General features: G+C 73.4%; 19 protein-coding genes. 12 read left to right on the forward strand and 7 right to left on the reverse strand.

The genetic code is table 11. The features are described from left to right. Window positions 1-20: 20 nt before the first annotated feature. Both ACIP9D_RS28265 and ACIP9D_RS28270 read left to right on the forward strand, forming a co-directional pair. Complete coding sequence (locus ACIP9D_RS28265; protein ID WP_350874182.1) at window positions 21-950, forward strand: redoxin domain-containing protein; 930 nt, start codon at window positions 21-23, stop codon at window positions 948-950. A 256-nt stretch (window positions 951-1206) separates the two neighbouring features. Further along, window positions 1207-1422 (forward strand): hypothetical protein, encoded by a 216-nt coding sequence (locus ACIP9D_RS28270; RefSeq protein WP_350874229.1) that lies wholly within the window; start codon window positions 1207-1209, stop codon window positions 1420-1422. Between the two features lie 76 nt (window positions 1423-1498). Here ACIP9D_RS28270 and ACIP9D_RS28275 read toward each other — a convergent pair whose 3' ends face one another. Next, window positions 1499-1648, reverse strand: a complete 150-nt coding sequence (locus ACIP9D_RS28275) for a hypothetical protein (RefSeq protein WP_350874183.1) — start codon at window positions 1646-1648, stop codon at window positions 1499-1501. Window positions 1649-1743: 95 nt separating this feature from the next. Between ACIP9D_RS28275 and ACIP9D_RS28280 the strand changes: the two genes are divergently transcribed. Together ACIP9D_RS28280 and ACIP9D_RS28285 are read left to right on the forward strand one after the other, a co-directional pair. Next, complete coding sequence (locus tag ACIP9D_RS28280) at window positions 1744-2124, forward strand: VOC family protein (protein WP_350874184.1); 381 nt, start codon at window positions 1744-1746, stop codon at window positions 2122-2124. A 126-nt stretch (window positions 2125-2250) separates the two neighbouring features. Continuing rightward, window positions 2251-3117 carry an AraC family transcriptional regulator gene (locus ACIP9D_RS28285; protein WP_350874185.1) on the forward strand — a complete coding sequence of 289 codons (867 nt, stop codon included), beginning with the start codon at window positions 2251-2253 and terminating at the stop codon, window positions 3115-3117. Between the two features lie 60 nt (window positions 3118-3177). Here ACIP9D_RS28285 and ACIP9D_RS28290 read toward each other — a convergent pair whose 3' ends face one another. Continuing rightward, entirely contained in the window at window positions 3178-3681 is a 504-nt protein-coding gene (locus tag ACIP9D_RS28290) for an NUDIX domain-containing protein (protein WP_350874186.1), read from the reverse strand. A gap of 79 nt (window positions 3682-3760) precedes the next feature. Further along, window positions 3761-5035, reverse strand: coding sequence for a M48 family metallopeptidase (locus tag ACIP9D_RS28295; protein WP_350874187.1), 1275 nt, complete (start codon window positions 5033-5035; stop codon window positions 3761-3763). A gap of 197 nt (window positions 5036-5232) precedes the next feature. Here ACIP9D_RS28295 and ACIP9D_RS28300 point away from each other — a divergent pair, with 197 nt between their 5' ends. The 4 genes from ACIP9D_RS28300 (at window position 5233) to npdG (ending at window position 8739) form a co-directional block, all read left to right on the forward strand. Next, entirely contained in the window at window positions 5233-5436 is a 204-nt protein-coding gene (locus ACIP9D_RS28300) for a hypothetical protein (protein ID WP_350874188.1), read from the forward strand. An 82-nt stretch (window positions 5437-5518) separates the two neighbouring features. Continuing rightward, window positions 5519-6337, forward strand: coding sequence for a histone (locus ACIP9D_RS28305; RefSeq protein WP_350874189.1), 819 nt, complete (start codon window positions 5519-5521; stop codon window positions 6335-6337). A 144-nt stretch (window positions 6338-6481) separates the two neighbouring features. Further along, entirely contained in the window at window positions 6482-7912 is a 1431-nt protein-coding gene (locus tag ACIP9D_RS28310; protein ID WP_350874190.1) for an RNB domain-containing ribonuclease, read from the forward strand. 128 nt (window positions 7913-8040) lie between these two features. Beyond that, window positions 8041-8739 carry an NADPH-dependent F420 reductase gene (gene npdG, locus ACIP9D_RS28315; protein WP_350874191.1) on the forward strand — a complete coding sequence of 233 codons (699 nt, stop codon included), beginning with the start codon at window positions 8041-8043 and terminating at the stop codon, window positions 8737-8739. A 358-nt stretch (window positions 8740-9097) separates the two neighbouring features. Here npdG and ACIP9D_RS28320 read toward each other — a convergent pair whose 3' ends face one another. The 3 genes from ACIP9D_RS28320 to ACIP9D_RS28330 form a co-directional block, all read right to left on the reverse strand. Further along, window positions 9098-10447 carry a DUF222 domain-containing protein gene (locus ACIP9D_RS28320; RefSeq protein ID WP_350874192.1) on the reverse strand — a complete coding sequence of 450 codons (1350 nt, stop codon included), beginning with the start codon at window positions 10445-10447 and terminating at the stop codon, window positions 9098-9100. Window positions 10448-10987: 540 nt separating this feature from the next. After that, window positions 10988-11830, reverse strand: a complete 843-nt coding sequence (gene panB, locus ACIP9D_RS28325) for a 3-methyl-2-oxobutanoate hydroxymethyltransferase (protein WP_350874193.1) — start codon at window positions 11828-11830, stop codon at window positions 10988-10990. 165 nt (window positions 11831-11995) lie between these two features. Next, window positions 11996-13756, reverse strand: coding sequence for an NAD+ synthase (locus ACIP9D_RS28330; protein ID WP_350874194.1), 1761 nt, complete (start codon window positions 13754-13756; stop codon window positions 11996-11998). Window positions 13757-13970: 214 nt separating this feature from the next. Here ACIP9D_RS28330 and glnA point away from each other — a divergent pair, with 214 nt between their 5' ends. The 4 genes from glnA (at window position 13971) to ACIP9D_RS28350 (ending at window position 17161) form a co-directional block, all read left to right on the forward strand. Continuing rightward, complete coding sequence (glnA, locus tag ACIP9D_RS28335; RefSeq protein WP_350874195.1) at window positions 13971-15320, forward strand: type I glutamate--ammonia ligase; 1350 nt, start codon at window positions 13971-13973, stop codon at window positions 15318-15320. Between the two features lie 115 nt (window positions 15321-15435). Beyond that, entirely contained in the window at window positions 15436-15861 is a 426-nt protein-coding gene (locus ACIP9D_RS28340; protein WP_350874196.1) for a DUF350 domain-containing protein, read from the forward strand. Window positions 15862-15959: 98 nt separating this feature from the next. Beyond that, window positions 15960-16655, forward strand: a complete 696-nt coding sequence (locus tag ACIP9D_RS28345; protein WP_350874197.1) for a WYL domain-containing protein — start codon at window positions 15960-15962, stop codon at window positions 16653-16655. 131 nt (window positions 16656-16786) lie between these two features. Then, entirely contained in the window at window positions 16787-17161 is a 375-nt protein-coding gene (locus ACIP9D_RS28350; protein WP_350874198.1) for a VOC family protein, read from the forward strand. Window positions 17162-17318: 157 nt separating this feature from the next. Here the strand turns inward: ACIP9D_RS28350 and ACIP9D_RS28355 are convergent, their stop codons facing one another. Continuing rightward, window positions 17319-17786 carry a hypothetical protein gene (locus ACIP9D_RS28355; RefSeq protein ID WP_350874199.1) on the reverse strand — a complete coding sequence of 156 codons (468 nt, stop codon included), beginning with the start codon at window positions 17784-17786 and terminating at the stop codon, window positions 17319-17321. Between the last annotated feature and the right edge of the window lie 201 nt (window positions 17787-17987).

Below are 17987 nucleotides of genomic sequence, written 5' to 3' on the forward strand. Positions count from 1 at the left end.
CCGTGCCCGGAGGTCCGCGCATGCCCTCGCTCGACGGGGCGACCGGGTGGCTCAACTCCGAGCCACTCGGCCCCGCCGAGCTACGCGGCCGCGTGGTCCTCGCGAACTTCTGGACGCTGACGTGCATCAACTGGCTGCGCCAGGAGCCGTACGTCCGCGCGTGGTCACGGGCCTACCGAAGCGACGGGTTGGTCGTCATCGGGGTCCACACGCCGGAGTTCACGTTGGAGTACGAGATCGACCGCGTGCGGCAGGCGATCGCGCACCGCGGAATCGACTACCCGGTTGCGATCGACAACGACTACGAGATCTGGAAGGCCTTCGACAACCACTACTGGCCCGCGCTCTACTTCGTCGACGCGGACGGGGTCATCCGCGACCAGCACTTCGGCGAGGGACGCTACGAGCAGTCCGAACGCCTCCTCCAGCAGCTGCTCGGTGTCGAGCGGGAACTCGTCGGCGCCGAAGGGCTCGGTGTGGAGGCGGAGGCCGACTGGGATCACCTGCGTACGCCAGAGACGTACCTCGGCTATCAACGCGGCGAGCACTTCGCGTCGCCGGACGGCGCCGCGTTCGACGAACGCCGCGCCTACCAGCTCCCCGAGAGACTGCGCCTGAACCAGTGGGCCCTCGCCGGCGAGTGGACGGTCGGGTCCGAGAAGGTCGTGCTCGACCGGGCCGGCGGGAGCATCGCCTACCGGTTCCACGCGCGCGACGCGCACCTGGTGCTGTCCTCCGAGGCGCGAGCGCCGATCCCGTTCCGCGTGCTCCTCGACGGCGAACCGCCGGGCCCGTCACACGGCGTCGACGTCGACGAGAGCGGGAGCGGCCTGCTCCGGGAGGGCCGCCTGTACCAGCTGGTGCGCCAGCACGACGCGGTGCGCGAACGGACCCTCGAAATCACGTTCCTCGAGCCCGGCGTCGAGGCGTACGTGTTCACGTTCGGGTAGACCCCGCGTCTGACCGCGCCCCGCTGTCGTGGGTCGCACCGACCGTCCGGGGCGCCCGCGAAATCGACCAAATCGGCCACTGGAGGCCGAAGACCGTGGGAGACCCGCTCTCCGGCTTCTGGGACTGACCACCACAGACCGGTCCGGGCAACAGGGACAGCCGGTCCAGCCGGAGGTGCCACCCGCATTCCGAGACGGATCTGTCACTGGCCACGCTCTCGGCCGTGCCGCCGCCTCCTGCTACGGTCGCGATGTGATGGTCGAGGAGCACTGGTGGAATGGGGATGCAACGGCACGAGGGCGTCGTGACGTCTACATCCGTACCGATGGTCAGCGCTGGGAAGTGCAGGCGCAGATCGGTGGCGCGCAGGGCCGTTCCGAGGTGCTGGAGTGCCAGAGCCGTAGCTCGGCCAGCATCGTCGCGGGAGCCTGGCGCGGGGGCAGTTCCGGCTGGCGCGAACTGCCCAGCTGAGCACCGCCCCGCCGGGCTCAGCCCGGCGGCCGCGACACGAGCCGACGCGACGGGTCGGTCGGCCCGCCGTCGGCGGTCAGGGCGCGCCGTCGCTCGTGGCGTCGAGGCCGCTGAGGTCGAGTTGGCGTAGCCGCTCCGGGTCGGAGAGGACGTCGATGGCGACGATCCGTTCTTCGGCCACGGTGAAACCCATGATGGAGAGCGGCCGGCCGTTCGCGGTGACCACGACGCCGGCTGCGCCCGTTGACGAGCGCCGGCCGGACGAACGGCGGCCGTCGGCGTGCCCTGCCCGTCGGGACGCGGCTCGTTATCCTGCCCCGCATGCATCGAAGCCGCATGTACGCCCTACTGATCGACACTCCCCGCGCGGAGGCGGACCAGGCGGTGGCCTTCTGGTCCGCCGCCCTCGGCGCCACCGCCGAGCCGTACGCACCGGAGCCACAGTTCATCTCCCTGCACGGCGCGCTGCCCGGGCTGGTCGCCGCCGTCCAGGTGGTCGACGACGCGCCCCGGTTCCACGTCGACATCGAGACCGACGACGTGCCGGCCGAGACGGCTCGGCTGCTCGCCCTCGGCGCCACCGAGGTCGCGCGGTGGCAGGAGTGCCGGATCCTGCGGGCGCCCGGCGGGCACCTGCTCTGCGTGCTGCCGGTGGAGAGCACGCCGGAGGTCTTCGACGCCGGTGCGAAGACCTGGCCGTAGGCCACGCAGGACGCCCCTGGCCGGCGGCCTGGGGGTGGCGCCACCCGACCGCATCGGGCACCGATAGTCGGGTCCGGCCACCCCGGTCCCGCCTAGCGTCGCGGTGGACAAGGGAAGGAGGCCCGGGTGCTGGAGCGACTCAACCAGGCGATGGCGTACCTCGAGGAGCACCTCGACCAGCCGATCGAGGTGGCCGAACTGGCCCGGATCGCGACGACGTCGGAGTACCACTTCCGCCGGCTCTTCTCCGCGCTGGCGGGCCTGCCGCTGTCGGAGTACGTCCGGCGTCGGCGGCTCACCGTCGCGGCGGCCGCGGTGCTCGCCGGTGAGGAGACGCTGCTCGCCATCGCGGTGCGCTACGGCTACGGCTCCGCCGAGGCGTTCGCCCGGGCGTTCCAGGCCGTGCACGGGGTCGGCCCGGGCGAGGCCCGGCGGACCGGAGCCGCGCTGAGCGCCCAGCCCCGGATGTCCTTCCGCCTCACCGTCGAAGGGAGCAGCAGCATGCGATACCGGATCGTGCAGAAGGACGGGTTCCGGCTGGTGGGCCGCAGGGCCCGGGTGCCGCTCGTGCACGAGGGGATGAACCCGGCGATCGTCGCGTTCATCAAGGGCATCGAGCGGGAGACCGTCGAACGGATGGAGGCGCTCTCCGACCAGGAACCGGCGGGCGTGGTGAACGTCAGCGACAACCTCGCCGGCGATCGCGCCGAGGGCAGCGAGCTGGACTACTGGCACGGCGTGGTCACCGGCGCGGACGTGCCGGGGGATATGGACGCGCTCGAGGTGCCGGCCGGCGCCTGGGCCGTCTTCGAGACCTCCGGCGCGTTCCCGCAGGCGGTGCAGTACCTCTGGCGGGACGTCTTCACCCAGTGGTTCCCGTCCAACCCGTACCGCAGCCGGCCCGGGCCGGAGATCTCCCGGACCCGGCTCTCGGCGGACGGCACCCAGGCGGACGCGGAGCTGTGGATCCCGGTGGAGCGGGTTCCCGCCTGAGCCCTGGCGGCGCCGTCGCTTCGCCGGCTATCGCTGGGCGACGCGGGGACCGGGGCGGGCCTACCGAGGCCCGTCCCGGTCGTCCCAGACCGTGCCGGCGGGCAGATACCAGGCGCGATCCGCGGCGCCGAGCGCGTGCGCGATGACCAGTCGGGCGTGCGCGTCGAGTTCCGGCAGCCGGTCCGGCGGGAACCACTGCACCGCCTCGGACTCGTCGTCGTTGACCCGGGCCGTACCGCCGAGCAGCCGGCACTGGAAGCCGAGGTTCAGGTACTCGCAGCGGTCGCCGTTGGGGTAGGTGTGCGGGTGCGACACGACGCTGGCGAGCCGGATCGGCTCGACGTCCAGCCCGGTCTCCTCCTGCACCTCGCGGACGACGGCGGTGGCCGGCTGCTCGCCCGGCTCGACGAAGCCGCTGACCACCGACCAGCGCCCGTCGTCGGACCGCTTGCCGAGCAGCAGTTCACCGGCCTCGTTGCGGACCACGGCACTGACGCTCGGCAGCCAGAGCAGGTCGTGGCCGACGTGCTTGCGCATCCGCAGGATGTAGTCCGGTACGCCCATCGGCAGACCATAACCGCAACCGCCACCGCGGATCCGTCCTGGTCAGCCGTGCGCGTCGGCCGCTGCGACCCGGCCCGGCTCAGCCCGACCAGGCGACGGCCCGGCGGATCTGCTCGTACTCCTTGGCCAACTCGGCGTCGATGCGCGCCATCCGCTCCTCGGTGAGCACCACCAGCGGGTCGTGCCGGGGTCGCTCCGCGAGCATCCGGCGGCGCAACCCGGACGGCGGATGCGACGAGAAGAGCGAGGACTCCTCCCGGACCGACAGTTGGCGCAGCAGCGACAAGCGGCCGCCCGCCGCGGCCTGGGACTCGGCCACCGCGCTGCGCCACCGTTGCGGTCCGTGCCCGGCACGCATCTCCCGGCGTACGGCCAGAGCCACCGACTCGTGCCCGAGCGCGGTGTCCAGCAGGCTCGTTGCCGCGTCGGTGCCCGCGACCCGGGCCGACATCTCGTCGGCCAGGTACTCGGCGCGCTGGCTGTCCCGCAGCGCCACCGCGACCAACACCAGGTGTACGCCGAAGAGCAGCCGGGACAGCGTCCACTGGAACGCCTTGCCGAGCGCCTCACCGATCATCTCGATGATGCCGCCGCCGGCGATGGTGTCCACCGGCCGGACCAGGTCGGCGGCCGAGCCGAGCATGGTGAACGCGGGTTGGGTGAGCGCCATCCGGCGCGGGTCGCCGTTGGCGAAGTGGCCGAGTTCGTGCCCGAGCAACGCGACCCGTTCCGGCGGACTCAGCGCGCCCCACCAGGGCAGCCCGAGGCAGAGCACGCGGCGCCGGCGCAGGCCGACCGCCGTGGCGTACGCGTTGAGGTCGCCGTTGACGCCGATGACCTGCGGGCGCGGTGTACCGATCGCGGCTGCGACCTCGTCGACCAGCGCGAACAGCTCGGGCGCCCGGTCGGCGGAGAGCACCTCCAGCTCCGGGTCGAGCCGGCCGAACCGGGGCCGCAGAGCGACGGCCAGTCCCAGCAGCGCGACGCCGAGCAGGATGGCGACATTGGGGAACGGGAACGCCACGATCAGCCAGACGCCGGTGAACGCCAGCACCAGCACCGCGCCGATCAGCAGCACGGAGACGCCCGCGGTCACCATGGCGGCGACGCTGCGTCCGTCCGTGCCGAGCGGACGACCGGCCAGGTGGGTGAACTGGCGTCGGGTCAGCCGGTACCCGAGACGGTGGCTCCACCGGTCCACCCATGCCCACCCGAACGCGGGCGCCCGCCGCTGTTGGTCGTACGCGTCGAGGTTCCACTCGCACCCGGCGCACCAGGGCTCGGCGTCGTCCACCGACACCGTGGCCGCGCCACAGGTCGGGCAACGGTCGGCGGTGGACGTGGTGATGATCATGAAGCCCGATCCTGCCGACCGTCGACGCGCACCGGAACCGTCCGTTCAGCCGACCCGGCGGGCGGGTCCTGGATTTCTCTGCTGCCCCATTTGCCGGATTTCGACCCAAGTCGGCCACACCGGATCTACTGTGGAGAGCAGCGGCGACTTGCGGTGTTCCGGTGGCGGTCGGGTGGCTCGCGGTGCACAGTGATCCCATGAGCGACAGCGGACGTGGTGGGCACTACTACTGGTGCACCCGACACCACCGGGTCGAGACCGAGGCCGACGTGTGTCCGGCGAAGCACGTCCTCGGCCCGTACGCCTCGGCCGCCGACGCGGAGAACGCACTGCAGCGGGTGCAGGAGCGCAACGAAGCGTGGGATGCCGAGGACGCCCGTTGGGCCGGGGAGGACAGGTAGACGGCGCGGGACGGCCCGTGTCGAGGTACTCAGTGCTCCGCGTGGAGACACGCGAGAGCACGTCCCCAAGGAGGGAACCGAGATGGCCGAAGCAACGAAGGCCACCACGCGCCCGGCCGCCAGACGTACCACCGCGAAGAAGACCGCCGCGGCGGAGCGGAACACGGCTGCCAGCCGGACCACCCCGGCCCGCCGGGCCGCCACCGGCACGGCCGCGAAGGCACCGGCCAAGAAGGCGGCCGGTGGAGCGGGGCGCGCTCCGGCGAAGAAGACGACCGCGGCCAAGGCCCCCGCCAAGAAGGCGGCGACCAAGGCCTCGACCACCGCCCGGAAGACCACCGCGACCGCGAAGAAGGCGCCGGCGAAGAACTCGACCGCCGCGAAGAAGACCGGCTCGACCGCCCGGAAGACCACCACCGCCGCGAAGAAGACCACGACCGCCGCGAAGCGCACCACCACCTCGGCGGCGAAGAAGACGACGGCGGCGGCCCGCAAGACCACCGGGGCAGCGAAGAAGACCGCCACCGCCACCGCGCGCAAGACCAGCACCGCGGCGAAGAAGGCCCCGGCGAAGAAGGCCCCGGCCAAGCGGGCGCCGGCGAAGAAGGCACCGGCCGCCAAGAAGACGACGGCCGCCACGACCCGCCCCGCCGCCACGACCCGCCCGACCGGCGCGGCGCGTACGGCCGCCGCGAAGACGGCCTCGGCCCGCAAGACGACCACGGCTCGCCCGACCGCCGCGACCCGTACGACCGCCGCGACCGCCGCGAAGAAGGCCCCGGCCCGCAAGACCGCCGCCAAGACGACCACCAAGCGGACGACGGCGGCCACGAAGGCGACGCCGCGGACGACCGCGACCCGGGCCACCACCACGCGCGGCACCCGGACCACCGGCCGATAGCCGACCCGCTGGCCCGGCACGCCGCGGCCGACCGGCGAACGGAGGCATCGGGACGGTCGATCGGCTGGCCGGAACGCCGTCGCGGCCGATCTTCGCGGGCCGCCGATGGAGGCGGATCAACGGCCGCACTGTCAGGATGGACCCGTGGTCATCCGACGCGTGCTCGCGCCCCGCATCGACTTCGCCGCGCTCCGCCGCGAGCTGGGACTGCCCGAGGAGTTCCCGGCCGCGGCGCAGCGGGAGGCGGACGCCGCCGCGGCGGCGCCGCCGCGCCCGACCGCGGACCGCACCGACGTCCCCTTCGTCACCGTCGACCCGGCCGGCTCGCGTGACCTGGACCAGGCGATGCACCTCGCCCGCCGTCCCGGTGGCGGTTACCGGGTGCGGTACGCGATCGCCGACGTGGCCGCGCACGTCCAGCCCGGCGGCGCGCTGGAGGAGGAGACCTGGCGGCGGGGGCAGACCGTCTACCTTCCGGACGGAAACGTGCCGCTGCATCCCGAGACGCTCAGCGAGTGTGCGGCGAGCCTGCTGCCCGACGTCGACCGGGCGGCGGTCGTCTGGACCATCGACCTGGACGCCGACGGCGGCACCGTCGCGGTCGCGCTGGAACGCGCCCTCGTCCGGAGCCGGGCCAAACTGGACTACGCCGGTGCCCAGGCCGACGCGGACGCCGGCCGGCTGCCCGAGCCGATCGCTCTGCTGCCCGAGATCGGCGCCCGGCTCACCGCCCGAGGGCTGCGCCGGGGCGCGATCAATCTGCCGCTGCCCGAGCAGGACGTCGAGGCTGACGGCGACGGCTGGCGGCTGGTGCTGCGCGGGCCGGTGCCGTTGGAGGAGCACAACGCGCAGATCTCCCTGCTCACCGGGATGGCCGCCGCCGACATCATGCTCGCCGGGCGGATCGGCCTGCTGCGGACGATGCCGCCGCCGAAGCCGGACGCCGTGCAGCGGCTGCGCGCCGCCGCCGTGCCGCTGGGCGTGCGCTGGCCGGACGGCGCCGGCGCCGGCGAGGTGATCGCCGGGCTCGACCCCGCGCAGCCCCGGGCGGCGGCCTTCATCGACCAGGCGGCCGAGTTGATGCGCGGCGCCGCGTACACCGCTTTCGACGGCGAGTTGCCCGAGCAACCGGCGCACGGCGGGGTCGCCGCCGCGTACGCCCACGTCACGGCGCCGCTGCGCCGGCTGGCCGACCGGTACGCGACCGAGGTCTGCCTGGCCCTGCACGATGGCCGGCCGGTGCCGGAGTGGGCCCGCGCGGCGCTGCCCCGGCTGCCCGAGGTCATGGCCACCACCGACCGGACCGCCTCCGCGGCCACCCGCGGGGCGGTCGAACTCACCGAGGCCGTGCTGCTCGCCGATCGGGTGGGGGAGACCTTCGACGCGGCGGTGCTGGACGTCGACGCGCCGCCGAACGGCCGGTCCCGACCCCGCCCTCCGGGCGGCACCGTGGCTCTCGACACCCCACCGGTGCGCGCCCGCTGCATCGGCGAACTGCCGCTCGGCGAGCGGATCCGGGTCCGCCTGGTCACCGCCGACCCGGCCGCGCGGACCGTACTCTTCGAGCGGGCCTGACCGCGCCGGGACCGGCGCCCGCCGGGTCGGCCCGGTGTGCCCTCGACTGCGGGGCGCGGTCGGGGCAGCGGGAAGTGTCACATCATCGGGCGCTGCTGCCGGCCCGCCTGGTTTGCGAGGATGGGCCCATGGCATACGACGCGAGCACGCTGCCCGACGTTTCCGGGCTGACCGTCGGCATCATCGGCGGCACCGGTGACCAGGGGCGGGGCCTTGCCTACCGGTTCGCCAGGGCCGGTCAGACCGTGCTGATCGGCTCCCGCTCCGCCGAGCGGGCCGCCCAGTCGGCCGACGAGATCGCCGCGCTGCCCGGCGTGCCGGCCGGCACGAGCGTCACCGGCACCGACAACGACGAGGTCGCCCGGCGCAGCGACGTGGTCATCATCGCCGTGCCGTGGGACGGGCACGCCGCGACCGTGGCCGCCCTCGCCGAGCCGCTCGCCGGCAAGATCGTCGTGGACTGCGTCAACCCGCTCGGCTTCGACAAGCAGGGCCCGTACGCCCTCGCGGTCCCCGAAGGCAGTGCGGTGCAGCAGGCCGCCGGTCTGTTGCCCGACTCCCGGGTGTGCGCGGCGTTCAACCATGTGAGCGCGCCGCTGCTCGCCGACCCGCAGATCGACCGGATCGACCTGGACGTGCTGATCTGCACCGAGGACCGGGAACTGGTGGGCGTGGTCGCCGCGCTCGCCGCCCAGATCCCGGGCATGCGGGGCATCTACGCCGGACGGCTGCGCAACGCCCACCAGATCGAGGCGTTCACCGCCAACCTCATCGCCATCAACAAGCGCTACAAGGCCCACGCCGGAATCCGCGTCACCGACCTGTGACGTGCCGCCGGCCGTCGCGCCGATGACGGCTGCACGTGGCGCCCTTTGGTGGGTCGGCCACAGGTCGGCCGGCGTCGGATTCGCGGCGGGCGGCGCGAAGTGTTCCATAGCGCGGTGAAGTCCAAACCGGGCCGCCGGCCCGGCGGACGGCGGCAATCCGGCCCCTGATCTGACAGCCGGTCCATCCTTGCCTGCGCCCAGCGCGGTGCCTGCGCGGTGCCTGCGCGGTGCCTGCGCGGTGCCTGCGCCCAGCGCGGTGCCTGCGTCGAGCGCGGTGCCTGCGCGGTGCCTGCGCCGAGCGCGGTGCCTGCGCCGGCAGCGACTGTCCACCCGGGCCAGGGCTGGGGCAGTGGTCCGGTCACGGTGGTCGGGGGTGGGTCGGCGTTCTGCGGGGCGATCGGCCGAGGGCCCGCCGAGGGGTACCGGCCGGACGGGTGGCCTGCGGCCGGTCCCGCCGGTGGGCGGGCCGGTGGTGGCGGTTGCGGCGGGGGCGCTGGTGCGGGTCGAGCCAGGCCGGCGGGACGAACTCGGGATGCCCGTCGCCGGCGAGCCGGACCTGCCAACCGTGGTGGTGCACCTGGCGGTGGTGGTGGCGGCAGAGCAGCACGGCGTTGGTCAGGCTGGTGCGGCCGCCGTCGGACCAGTGGCGCAGGTGGTGGCCCTCGCACCAGCGGGGCGGACGGTCGCAGCCAGGGAAGGCGCAGCCGCCGTCGCGCAGGATCAGCGCCCGCCGCAGCGGCCCGGAGACGAGCCGGCGTTGCCGCCCCACGTCGAGCACCTGACCGGCGCTGCCCAGCACGGCGGGTAGCACGCCCGCGTCGCAGGCCAGTCGGCGGATGGTCTCGGCGGGCAGTGCCAGGCCGGTGTCGAGTGTGCCGGCCCCGAGTTGGCCGGCGAGCGCGTCGTAGGACGCCGTGACGACGATCTGTGCCGGCTCCCCGCCGTGCTCGGGCAGCTCGCCGGTGCGCAGGGCGAGCCGGCAGACGTCGCCCAGCGCGTCGTGTCGGCGTTGCCCGGGCGAGCGGCCGTCGTCCGGACCGGAGGGCGCGGTCAGCGGTTCGATGGCGGCGCGGAGCAGCGCCGCGGTCTCGGCGTCGAGGCTGCCGGTCAGCCGTAGCCGCCCGTCGTGCAGGTCGGAGAGGGTGAGGTGGCGATCGCGGGCGGCCCGGGCGGTCTCGGCGTCGAGCGCCTTGGCCGCGGCGGCCTCGGCGATCTCGGGGGCGACGTGGTCGAGGATCCGGGAACTGAGCCTGCGCAGCAGGGACGGGTCGAACTGACCGGCCCATTCCAGCAGGATGCCGACCGCCTGGTCGGCGGCCTCCGGGCCGGCCGCCGTGTTGACCGTGGCCGTCGTCGCGGCGATCACCCGAACCTGCTCCGCGTCGACCCGGCCCTCGGCGAAAGCGTCGCGGACCGCGGGCGATCCCTCGTCGAGCGCGGCGGCGAGATCGACCAGCCGGCGGGCGGTCGGAACCGTGAGACGCAACCGGTCACGCAGCCAGACCGCGGTCGACGCCGCGCCCTCGGCGACCGCGACGCCGCGCCCGTCGAGCTCGCGCACCAGAGCCAGCTTGATCGCCGCCAACCGTTGCTCCAGCCGGTGCGCGGCGTCGAGCGCCTCGACGAGCTGCCGCTCAGGCATGGCCCAGGTGGCCGCGGCCACGCACGGCCGCGTCGCCACCTCCGCCCGCGCCAACTCATCGATCACCCAACCAGATTAGAGCAGGTGTACGACATCCGAAGCCGAAGCCGAAGCCGAAGCCGAAGCCGGAACCGGAGCCGGAGCCGGAGCCGGAACCGGAGCCGGAACCGGAGCCGGAGGCTCGAGGCCCCCGTTGGATCTCCGGGGCGGGTGCGAATGCGGGACGGGTCGGAGTTGGACGCGGGAGAAAGCTGGGCGCGACCCGGAGTCGGGCCCGGACTGTCGGCGCTGGGTGTGTGTGGGATGGGGCTGAGACCTGCCGGGATCGGTGCCGGAACCGAGGATGGAGTTGGAGCCTTGCTTCGGGAGCGGAGGTTCGAGTCCGGATCGCAGCGGGCTGCGGCCGCGCTGACGGTGCTGGAGCTGGCGCTGATCGAGTGTGGTGGCGGGTCCCGGGAACAGTGCTGCCAGGACCCGCCGTCCGTCCGCAAACCGGCGACCGAGGCCCGGCCGCCGGATGGCCGTACCAGCCGGGGGCCGTACCAGCCGGTGGCCGTACCAGCCGGTGGCCGTACCAGCCAATGGCCGTAGCAGCCGGTGGCCGTACTAGAAGGTGTGCTCGGCGGTCGGGAAGTCGCCGCCGCGTACCTCGTCGGCGAAGCGGCGGGTCGCGTCGGTGAGGGTGCCGGCCAGGTCGGCGTAGCGCTTCACGAAGCGCGGTGCCTTCCCGGTGCGCAGACCGGCCATGTCCTGCCAGACCAGGACCTGGGCGTCGGTGTCCGGGCCGGCGCCGATGCCCACGGTCGGGATGTGCAGCTCGTGGGTGATCCGCTTGGCCACCTCGCCGGGCACCATCTCCAGCACCACCGCGAAGGCGCCCGCCTCGGCCACCGCCCGGGCGTCGGCGATCACCTCGTCGGCCGCCTCACCGCGCCCCTGCACCCGGTAGCCGCCGATGGCGTGCTCGCTCTGCGGGGTGAAGCCGATGTGCGCCATCACGGGGATGCCGGCGCCGGTGATCGCGGCGATCTGGGCCGCGCAGCGGCGCCCGCCCTCCAGCTTCACCGCGTGGCAGCCGCCCTCCTTCATGAACCGGACGGCGGTACGCAACGCCTGCGTCGGCCCCTCCTCGTAGGACCCGAACGGCAGGTCGCCGACGATCAGCGCCTGTCGGGTCGCCCGGACCACCGCGCGTACCAGTGGAAGCAGCTCCTCGGCGGTCACCGGAACGGTCGTCTCGTAGCCGAAGACGTTGTTGGCCGCCGAGTCGCCGACCAGCAGCACGGGAATGCCCGCCTGGTCGAAGATCGACGCCGTGTACTGGTCGTACGACGTGAGCATCGGCCACCGCTCACCGCGCTCCTTGGCGGCGATCAGGTCGCGGGTACGCACCCGCCGGGTGGGCGGGCCGCCGTAGAGGGCGGTCACCTCGCTCGGAGTGGATTCCATGGCTCTCTCCTTCCTCGAGGCCGCCTGCGCGGTCCCCGGGTTCCGTCGCGATCGTCGCACCGGACGACCGGGTGGCGGCAGAGCGCAGTGGAGGATTTCACTCCGGACAAGGGCCTGACCTCGGCGCTGGCCACGGCCACCCCGGGGCGAGGAAGAGGGGCCCGGTCAGCCGTCCTCGCGCCAGCGGTTGGTGATCGGCAGCCGCCGGTCCCGGCCGAACGCCTTCATCGAGATCTTCGTACCCGGGGCGGACTGCCGGCGCTTGTACTCGGCGGTATCCACCATCCGCAGCACCTTGTCGACCACCGCCGGGTCGTGCCCCGCCTCGACCAGCCCGTCCCGGCCCAGGTCGCCGTCGACATAGCCGATCAGGATCGGGTCGAGCACGTCGTAGTCGGGGAGCGTGTCGCTGTCGAGCTGCCCCGGGCTCAGCTCGGCGCTCGGCGGCTTGCCGATCGAGCTCTCCGGGATCGGCGCGGTCTCGCCGCGCCGGGCGGCATCCGCGTTGCGCCACTTCGCCAGCCGCCAGATCAACGTCTTCCAGACGTCCTTCACCGGGTTGAACCCGCCCACCGAGTCGCCGTACAGCGTCGAGTAGCCGACCGCCAGCTCGCTCTTGTTGCCGGTGGTCAGCACCAGGTGGCCTTCCTGGTTGGACAGCGCCATCAGGATCACGCCGCGGACCCGGGCCTGGAGGTTCTCCACCGCGAGCCCGGAGAGCGACATGTTGGCCAGGAAGGTGTCCACCATCGGCTGGATCGGCTCGATGCGGAAGTCCAGGCCGGTCCGCTTGGCCAGGTCGGCCGCGTCCTCCCGGGAGTGCTCGGAGGAGTGCTGGCTGGGCAGCGACACCCCGACCACCCGGTCGGGCCCGAGCGCGTCCACGGCCAGCGCGGCCACCACGGCCGAGTCGATGCCCCCGGAGAGGCCGAGCACCACCGACGGGAAGTGGTTCTTGTTGACGTAGTCGCGCAGGCCCAGCACCAGCGCCTGCCAGACCTCGGCCTCGTCGGCGACCGGTTCGATCAGCCCGCCCACGGCCGTCGGGCCGGCCGGCGCCGGCAGGCTCTCGCCCACCGTCGCCCGGACCACCCGCATTCGATCGGCGATCTGGGTGCCGTCGGCAACCGGCTCCCCGGCCGCGGGCAGCTCCACGTCGTGTACGAGCAGGTGCTCGACGAACTGCGGGGCTCGGGTGAGCAGCTCGCCGTCCGCCGCGACGATCATCGAGTCGCCCTCGAAGACCAGCTCGTCCTGGCCGCCGATCATGTTGACGTACGCGATGGCGGCGCCCGCCTCGGCGGCCCGGCGCCGGACCAGCGGCAGCCGGATGTCGTCCTTGTTCAGCTCGTACGGCGAGCCGTTGATGTTGACGACCAGGCCGACCCCCGCCTGCCGGGCGGCGGCGAACGGGCCGCCGGCCTGCCACAGGTCCTCGCAGATGGTCAGTGCGACGTCCACCCCACCGATCCGCACCACCGTCAGCATGTCGCCCGGCAGGAAGTAGCGGTCCTCGTCGAAGACGCCGTAGTTGGGCAGGTGGTGCTTGAAGTAGGTGGCGGCCACCGTGCCGGAATGCAGCACGGCGGCGGCGTTGCGCGCCCCGCGGCCCGGCTCGGCGTCGGAGCTGACCTGCGGCGGGCCGTCCGCGTCCAGGTAGCCGACCACCACCGGCAGGTCACCCAGCCCGTCGGCCGCGAGGTCCGCGGCGAGCCGGTCCAGCGCCGCCCGGGACGCCGCCACGAAGGACCGGCGGAAGACCAGGTCCTCCACCGGATACCCGGTCAGCATCATCTCGGGGAAGGCGACCAGCTGGGCGCCGGCGTCGGCGGCCCGGCGGGTCCAGCTGCGGACCAGCTGCGCGTTGCCGGCGAGGTCGCCGACGGTCGGGTTGACCTGTGACAGGGCGATACGCAGGGTGGGCATGTCCTCATCTTGCCCCAGCCCGCTGGGGGCGACACGGTCGGCGGGCGGAGACGCCGACCACCCGCCGGTCACCGCCCGGGGCCGGGGCGGCGGGACACCGCAGGACGGGTCCGGGCGGGTCGCGTAACGTCGGCGTAACCAGGCACGTGAAGACTGGTTCGTCAGGCCGCACCGGCCCCGCCGGAGGCGGACAAGAGTGTCGCGAGGGGTGGAAGTGGACCGTCAGCAGGAGTTCGTCCTCCGTACGCTGGAAGAGCGGGACATCCGGTTCGTCCGGCTGTGGTTCACCGACGTGCTCGGCACGCTGAAGAGCGTCTCGGTGGCGCCCGCCGAGCTGGAGGCGGCCTTCGAGGAGGGCATCGGCTTCGACGGCTCGGCCATCGAGGGCTTCGCCCGGGTCTTCGAGTCCGACATGGTGGCCATGCCCGACCCGACCACCTTCCAGGTCTTCCCGTTCGAGGGTGGGGTCAGCGGCGAGAGCGCCCGGATGTTCTGCGACATCCTGCTCCCCGACGGCGGGCCGTCCTGGGCGGACCCCCGGCACGTGCTACGCCGGATGCTCTCCAAGGCGGCCGACAAGGGCTTCACCTTCTACACCCACCCGGAGATCGAGTTCTTCCTGCTGGAGAACGGCCCGCAGGACGGCTCGCTGCCCACCCCGGTCGACACCGGCGGCTACTTCGAGCACACCACCCACGCGGTGGCCCGGGACTTCCGCCGGCAGGCGGTGCTGGCGCTGGAGCGGATCGGCATCTCGGTGGAGTTCAGCCACCACGAGGTGGCGCCCGGGCAGCAGGAGATCGATCTGCGCTACGCCGACGCGCTGACCACCGCGGACAACATCATGACCTTCCGGCACGTGGTCAAGGAGGTGGCGCTCTCCACCGGGGTGCAGGCCACCTTCATGCCGAAGCCCTTCACCGACCAGCCCGGCAGCGGCATGCACACCCACCTGTCGCTCTTCGAGGGGGAGCGCAACGCCTTCCACGACGGCGGCGACCCGATGAAGCTCTCGAAGGTGGCCCGGGCGTTCATCGCCGGTCTGCTGGTGCACGCCCGGGAGTACACGGCGGTCACCAACCAGTGGGTCAACTCGTACAAGCGGCTCTTCCCGCTGGCGTTGCCGGACCGGATCACCGAGAGCCCGGCGTACGTCTGCTGGGGGCACCTCAACCGGTCCGCGCTGGTCCGGGTGCCGGCGTACGGCAAGCCGAACTCGGCCCGGGTCGAGGTCCGTTCGCTGGACTCGGCGACCAACCCCTACCTGGCTTTCGCGGTGCTGCTCGGCGCCGGCCTCAAGGGCATCGAGGAGGGCTACGAGCTGCCGCCGGGGGCCGAGGACGACGTCTGGTCGCTGACCAGCGCCGAGCGGCGCGCGATGGGGTACGAGGCGCTGCCGGAGAACCTGTCCGAGGCGATCGACGTGATGGCCAACTCGGAGCTGGTCGCCGAGGTGCTGGGCGAGCACGTCTTCGACTTCTTCCTGCGCAACAAGCGGGCCGAGTGGGAGCAGTACCGCCGCGAGGTCACCCCGTACGAGCGGCAGCGCTACCTGTCGCTGTAGCGCCGTCCCACCGCCGGCGGCGCACGGGGCTGCCGGTGGTGGCGCGCTGCCGCTATCGTCTCGATCACCAACGCCGCCGGCACCCCCGCCGGGCGTGAAGGTCGGGAGGCAGTCGGTGCTGGAGGATCTGTTCAGCGGGGCCTGGCAGAGCGTGGTGTTCGGGGTCGTCGGCGTCGGCCTGATGGCAGCCGGATTCCTGCTGGTGGACCTGCTGACCCCCGGCCGGCTGCGCGACCTGATCTGGGTGCGGCGCAACAGCAACGCGGGGCTGCTGCTCGCCGCCAACCAGCTCGGCATCGCCGGCATCGTGTTCACCGCGATCCTGACCAGCTACAGCGACTTCGGCAAGGGACTGGCCTCCACGGTCATCTTCGGCCTGGTCGGGTTGGGCATCATGGCGCTGGCCTTCTTCGTGCTGGACCTGCTCACCCCGGGCCGGCTGGGCGAGATCATCTGCTCCGACGAGCCGCACCCGGCCGCCCGGGTCAGCGCCGCGACCCACTTCGGCGCCGCGCTGATCGTCTGCGCCTGCATCGCCTGAGCCGGGCGGCGTCGCCTGAGCCGGGCGGCGTCGCCTGAGCCGCGCCGGCGTCGCGTGGGCTGGCCGGTTGCGTCGTACCGGGGACGTAGGTTCCGGGAGTGAACCGCACCGACCGCCTCTACGCCCTGGTCGAGGAGCTGCGCGCGGTGTCGCCGCGCCCACGCAGCGCCCGCTGGCTGGCCGCCCGGTTCGAGGTGAGCAGCCGCACCATCGAGCGCGACATCGGTGCGCTCCAGGAATCCGGCGTGCCGATCTGGGCCGAGCCGGGCCGCACCGGCGGCTATGTGCTCGACCGCGTCCGCAGCCTGCCGCCGGTCAACCTCACCGCCGGCGAGGCGGTGGCGATGGCGGTCGCCCTGCACCGGCTGCGGGGCAGCCCGTTCGCCGCGGCCGCCGGCGCCGCGCTACGCAAGCTGGTCGCCGTGATGTCGCCCGCCGACGTCGCCGACGCGCACCGGCTCGCCAGCCGGGTGCACCTGATCGGCGACGGGCCGGTGACACCCGTCCCGGCCACCGTCGCCGACGCGGTGCTTGCCGGGCGGGTGCTGCGAATCAGGTACGCCGACCGCGACGGCGCCGACTCGCTGCGCGACGTGGAGCCGTTGGGCTATCTCGGCAACCCCCGACACTGGTACCTGCTGGCCTGGTGCCGGCTGCGCGGCGGCGTCCGCGCCTTTCGCACCGACCGCATCCGCGCGGTGGCCCAGCTGGCCGAGCGGGTGACCGAGCGGGAGCTGGACGCCGACTCACTGGACATCCCGCAGGAACGCGTCCGTCAGCTCAGCCTGATCTGACCGACGCCACCGGCGGGCCGCCGCGCACAGATCGGTTCGAAAACACCGACAGGGGGTTGTCGCGGGCGGTGGCGAGAGTGGTTCCCGACGGCGCCGGTCGACCGGCCGGCGCGCGGAACGGGAGGCCAGACATGACCATCAGCAACGCCGTCACCTGGTTCGAGGTCGGCACCGAGCAGCCGGAGGAGGCCCAGCGGTTCTACGGCGACCTGTTCGGTTGGAGCTTCAACGAGGAGGGCGCCGGCGGCGCGTCGTACCGGACGACCGAGGGTGGCGCCGGGGAGGGCATCGGCGGGGCGATCCGTGGCACCGGTGGGGTCGGGCCGAACTACGCGATCTTCTACGTGCAGGTCGCCGACGTCGCGCAGACCTGCCGGCGGGCCGAGGCGGCCGGCGGCAAGGTGCTGGTGCCGGTGAAGACGAACGACAACGGGCTCACCCTCGCCCACCTGCTCGACCCGGCCGGCAACCACCTCGGCGTCTTCGCGCCGCCGCCGGCCGCCTGACGGGCCCTCGATCGACTCCAGGTCGGCGAAACGGCGGTGTCACAGCGGTCGGGACACCGCCATCTCGCCGACCTGGAGTCGATCAACGAGCGGCGCAGGGGCGGGCGTGCCCCGCGGGCGCACGGTGGGCGCGGCGCCTGCCGGCCCCCGCTGCTGGTCACTTGCCGGGCGTACCCGCGGGTCCGCCGTGACCGCCGTGGCCGCCGCGCATGCCGGGGCCCGGGAAGACGCCGGCCTCCACCGCCTTGGTGATCGCGTCGGCCTGCTCCTGGGTGAGCTTGCCGTCCTTGACCGCCTGGTCGAGCCGCTCCTTGAGCCGCGCCTGCTGGTCCTCGGTGGATGGGCGCTCCGGCCGGTCGGCCTTCTGCTGCTCGCGCAATTTCTCCAGGGCCGCGGTCACCTTGTCGGTGGAGACGCCGAGCTCCTTCGCGAGCGCGTCGGCGAACTCGGCCTGCCGGTCGGCCCGCTGCTGCTGGCGGTCCCCGTTCTCGGTGGCGCTGGCGCTCGGCGTCGAGCCGCCGCCGTCAGCGGCGAAGGCCATGGTCGGCGCCGCGATCCCCACGCCGAGTACGCCGGCCGTGGCCAGCCCGGCCAGCAGGTGCTTCTTCCTGATCGTGCGGTTCATGCTCTCCTCCTCGGTTGGTGATGCGATGACCTCACCGACAGTGACCAGCCCGGCTGGGCGAGACCCGTGGCGAGGCTGTCAGCCAGCTGGAAATCCCGCTCCGGGACCGGACAATCCGGTTGCATCGCCGCGCCGGGGTGGGCAGAGTCGCCCTCGTTCAGCGCCGTCCGCGCCATCTGGTGACCGGTCGACCGACACGGA

Origin of the sequence: Micromonospora sp. NPDC093243, assembly GCF_044753725.1 — a bacterium.
Classification (GTDB): Bacteria; Actinomycetota; Actinomycetes; order Mycobacteriales; family Micromonosporaceae; genus Micromonospora.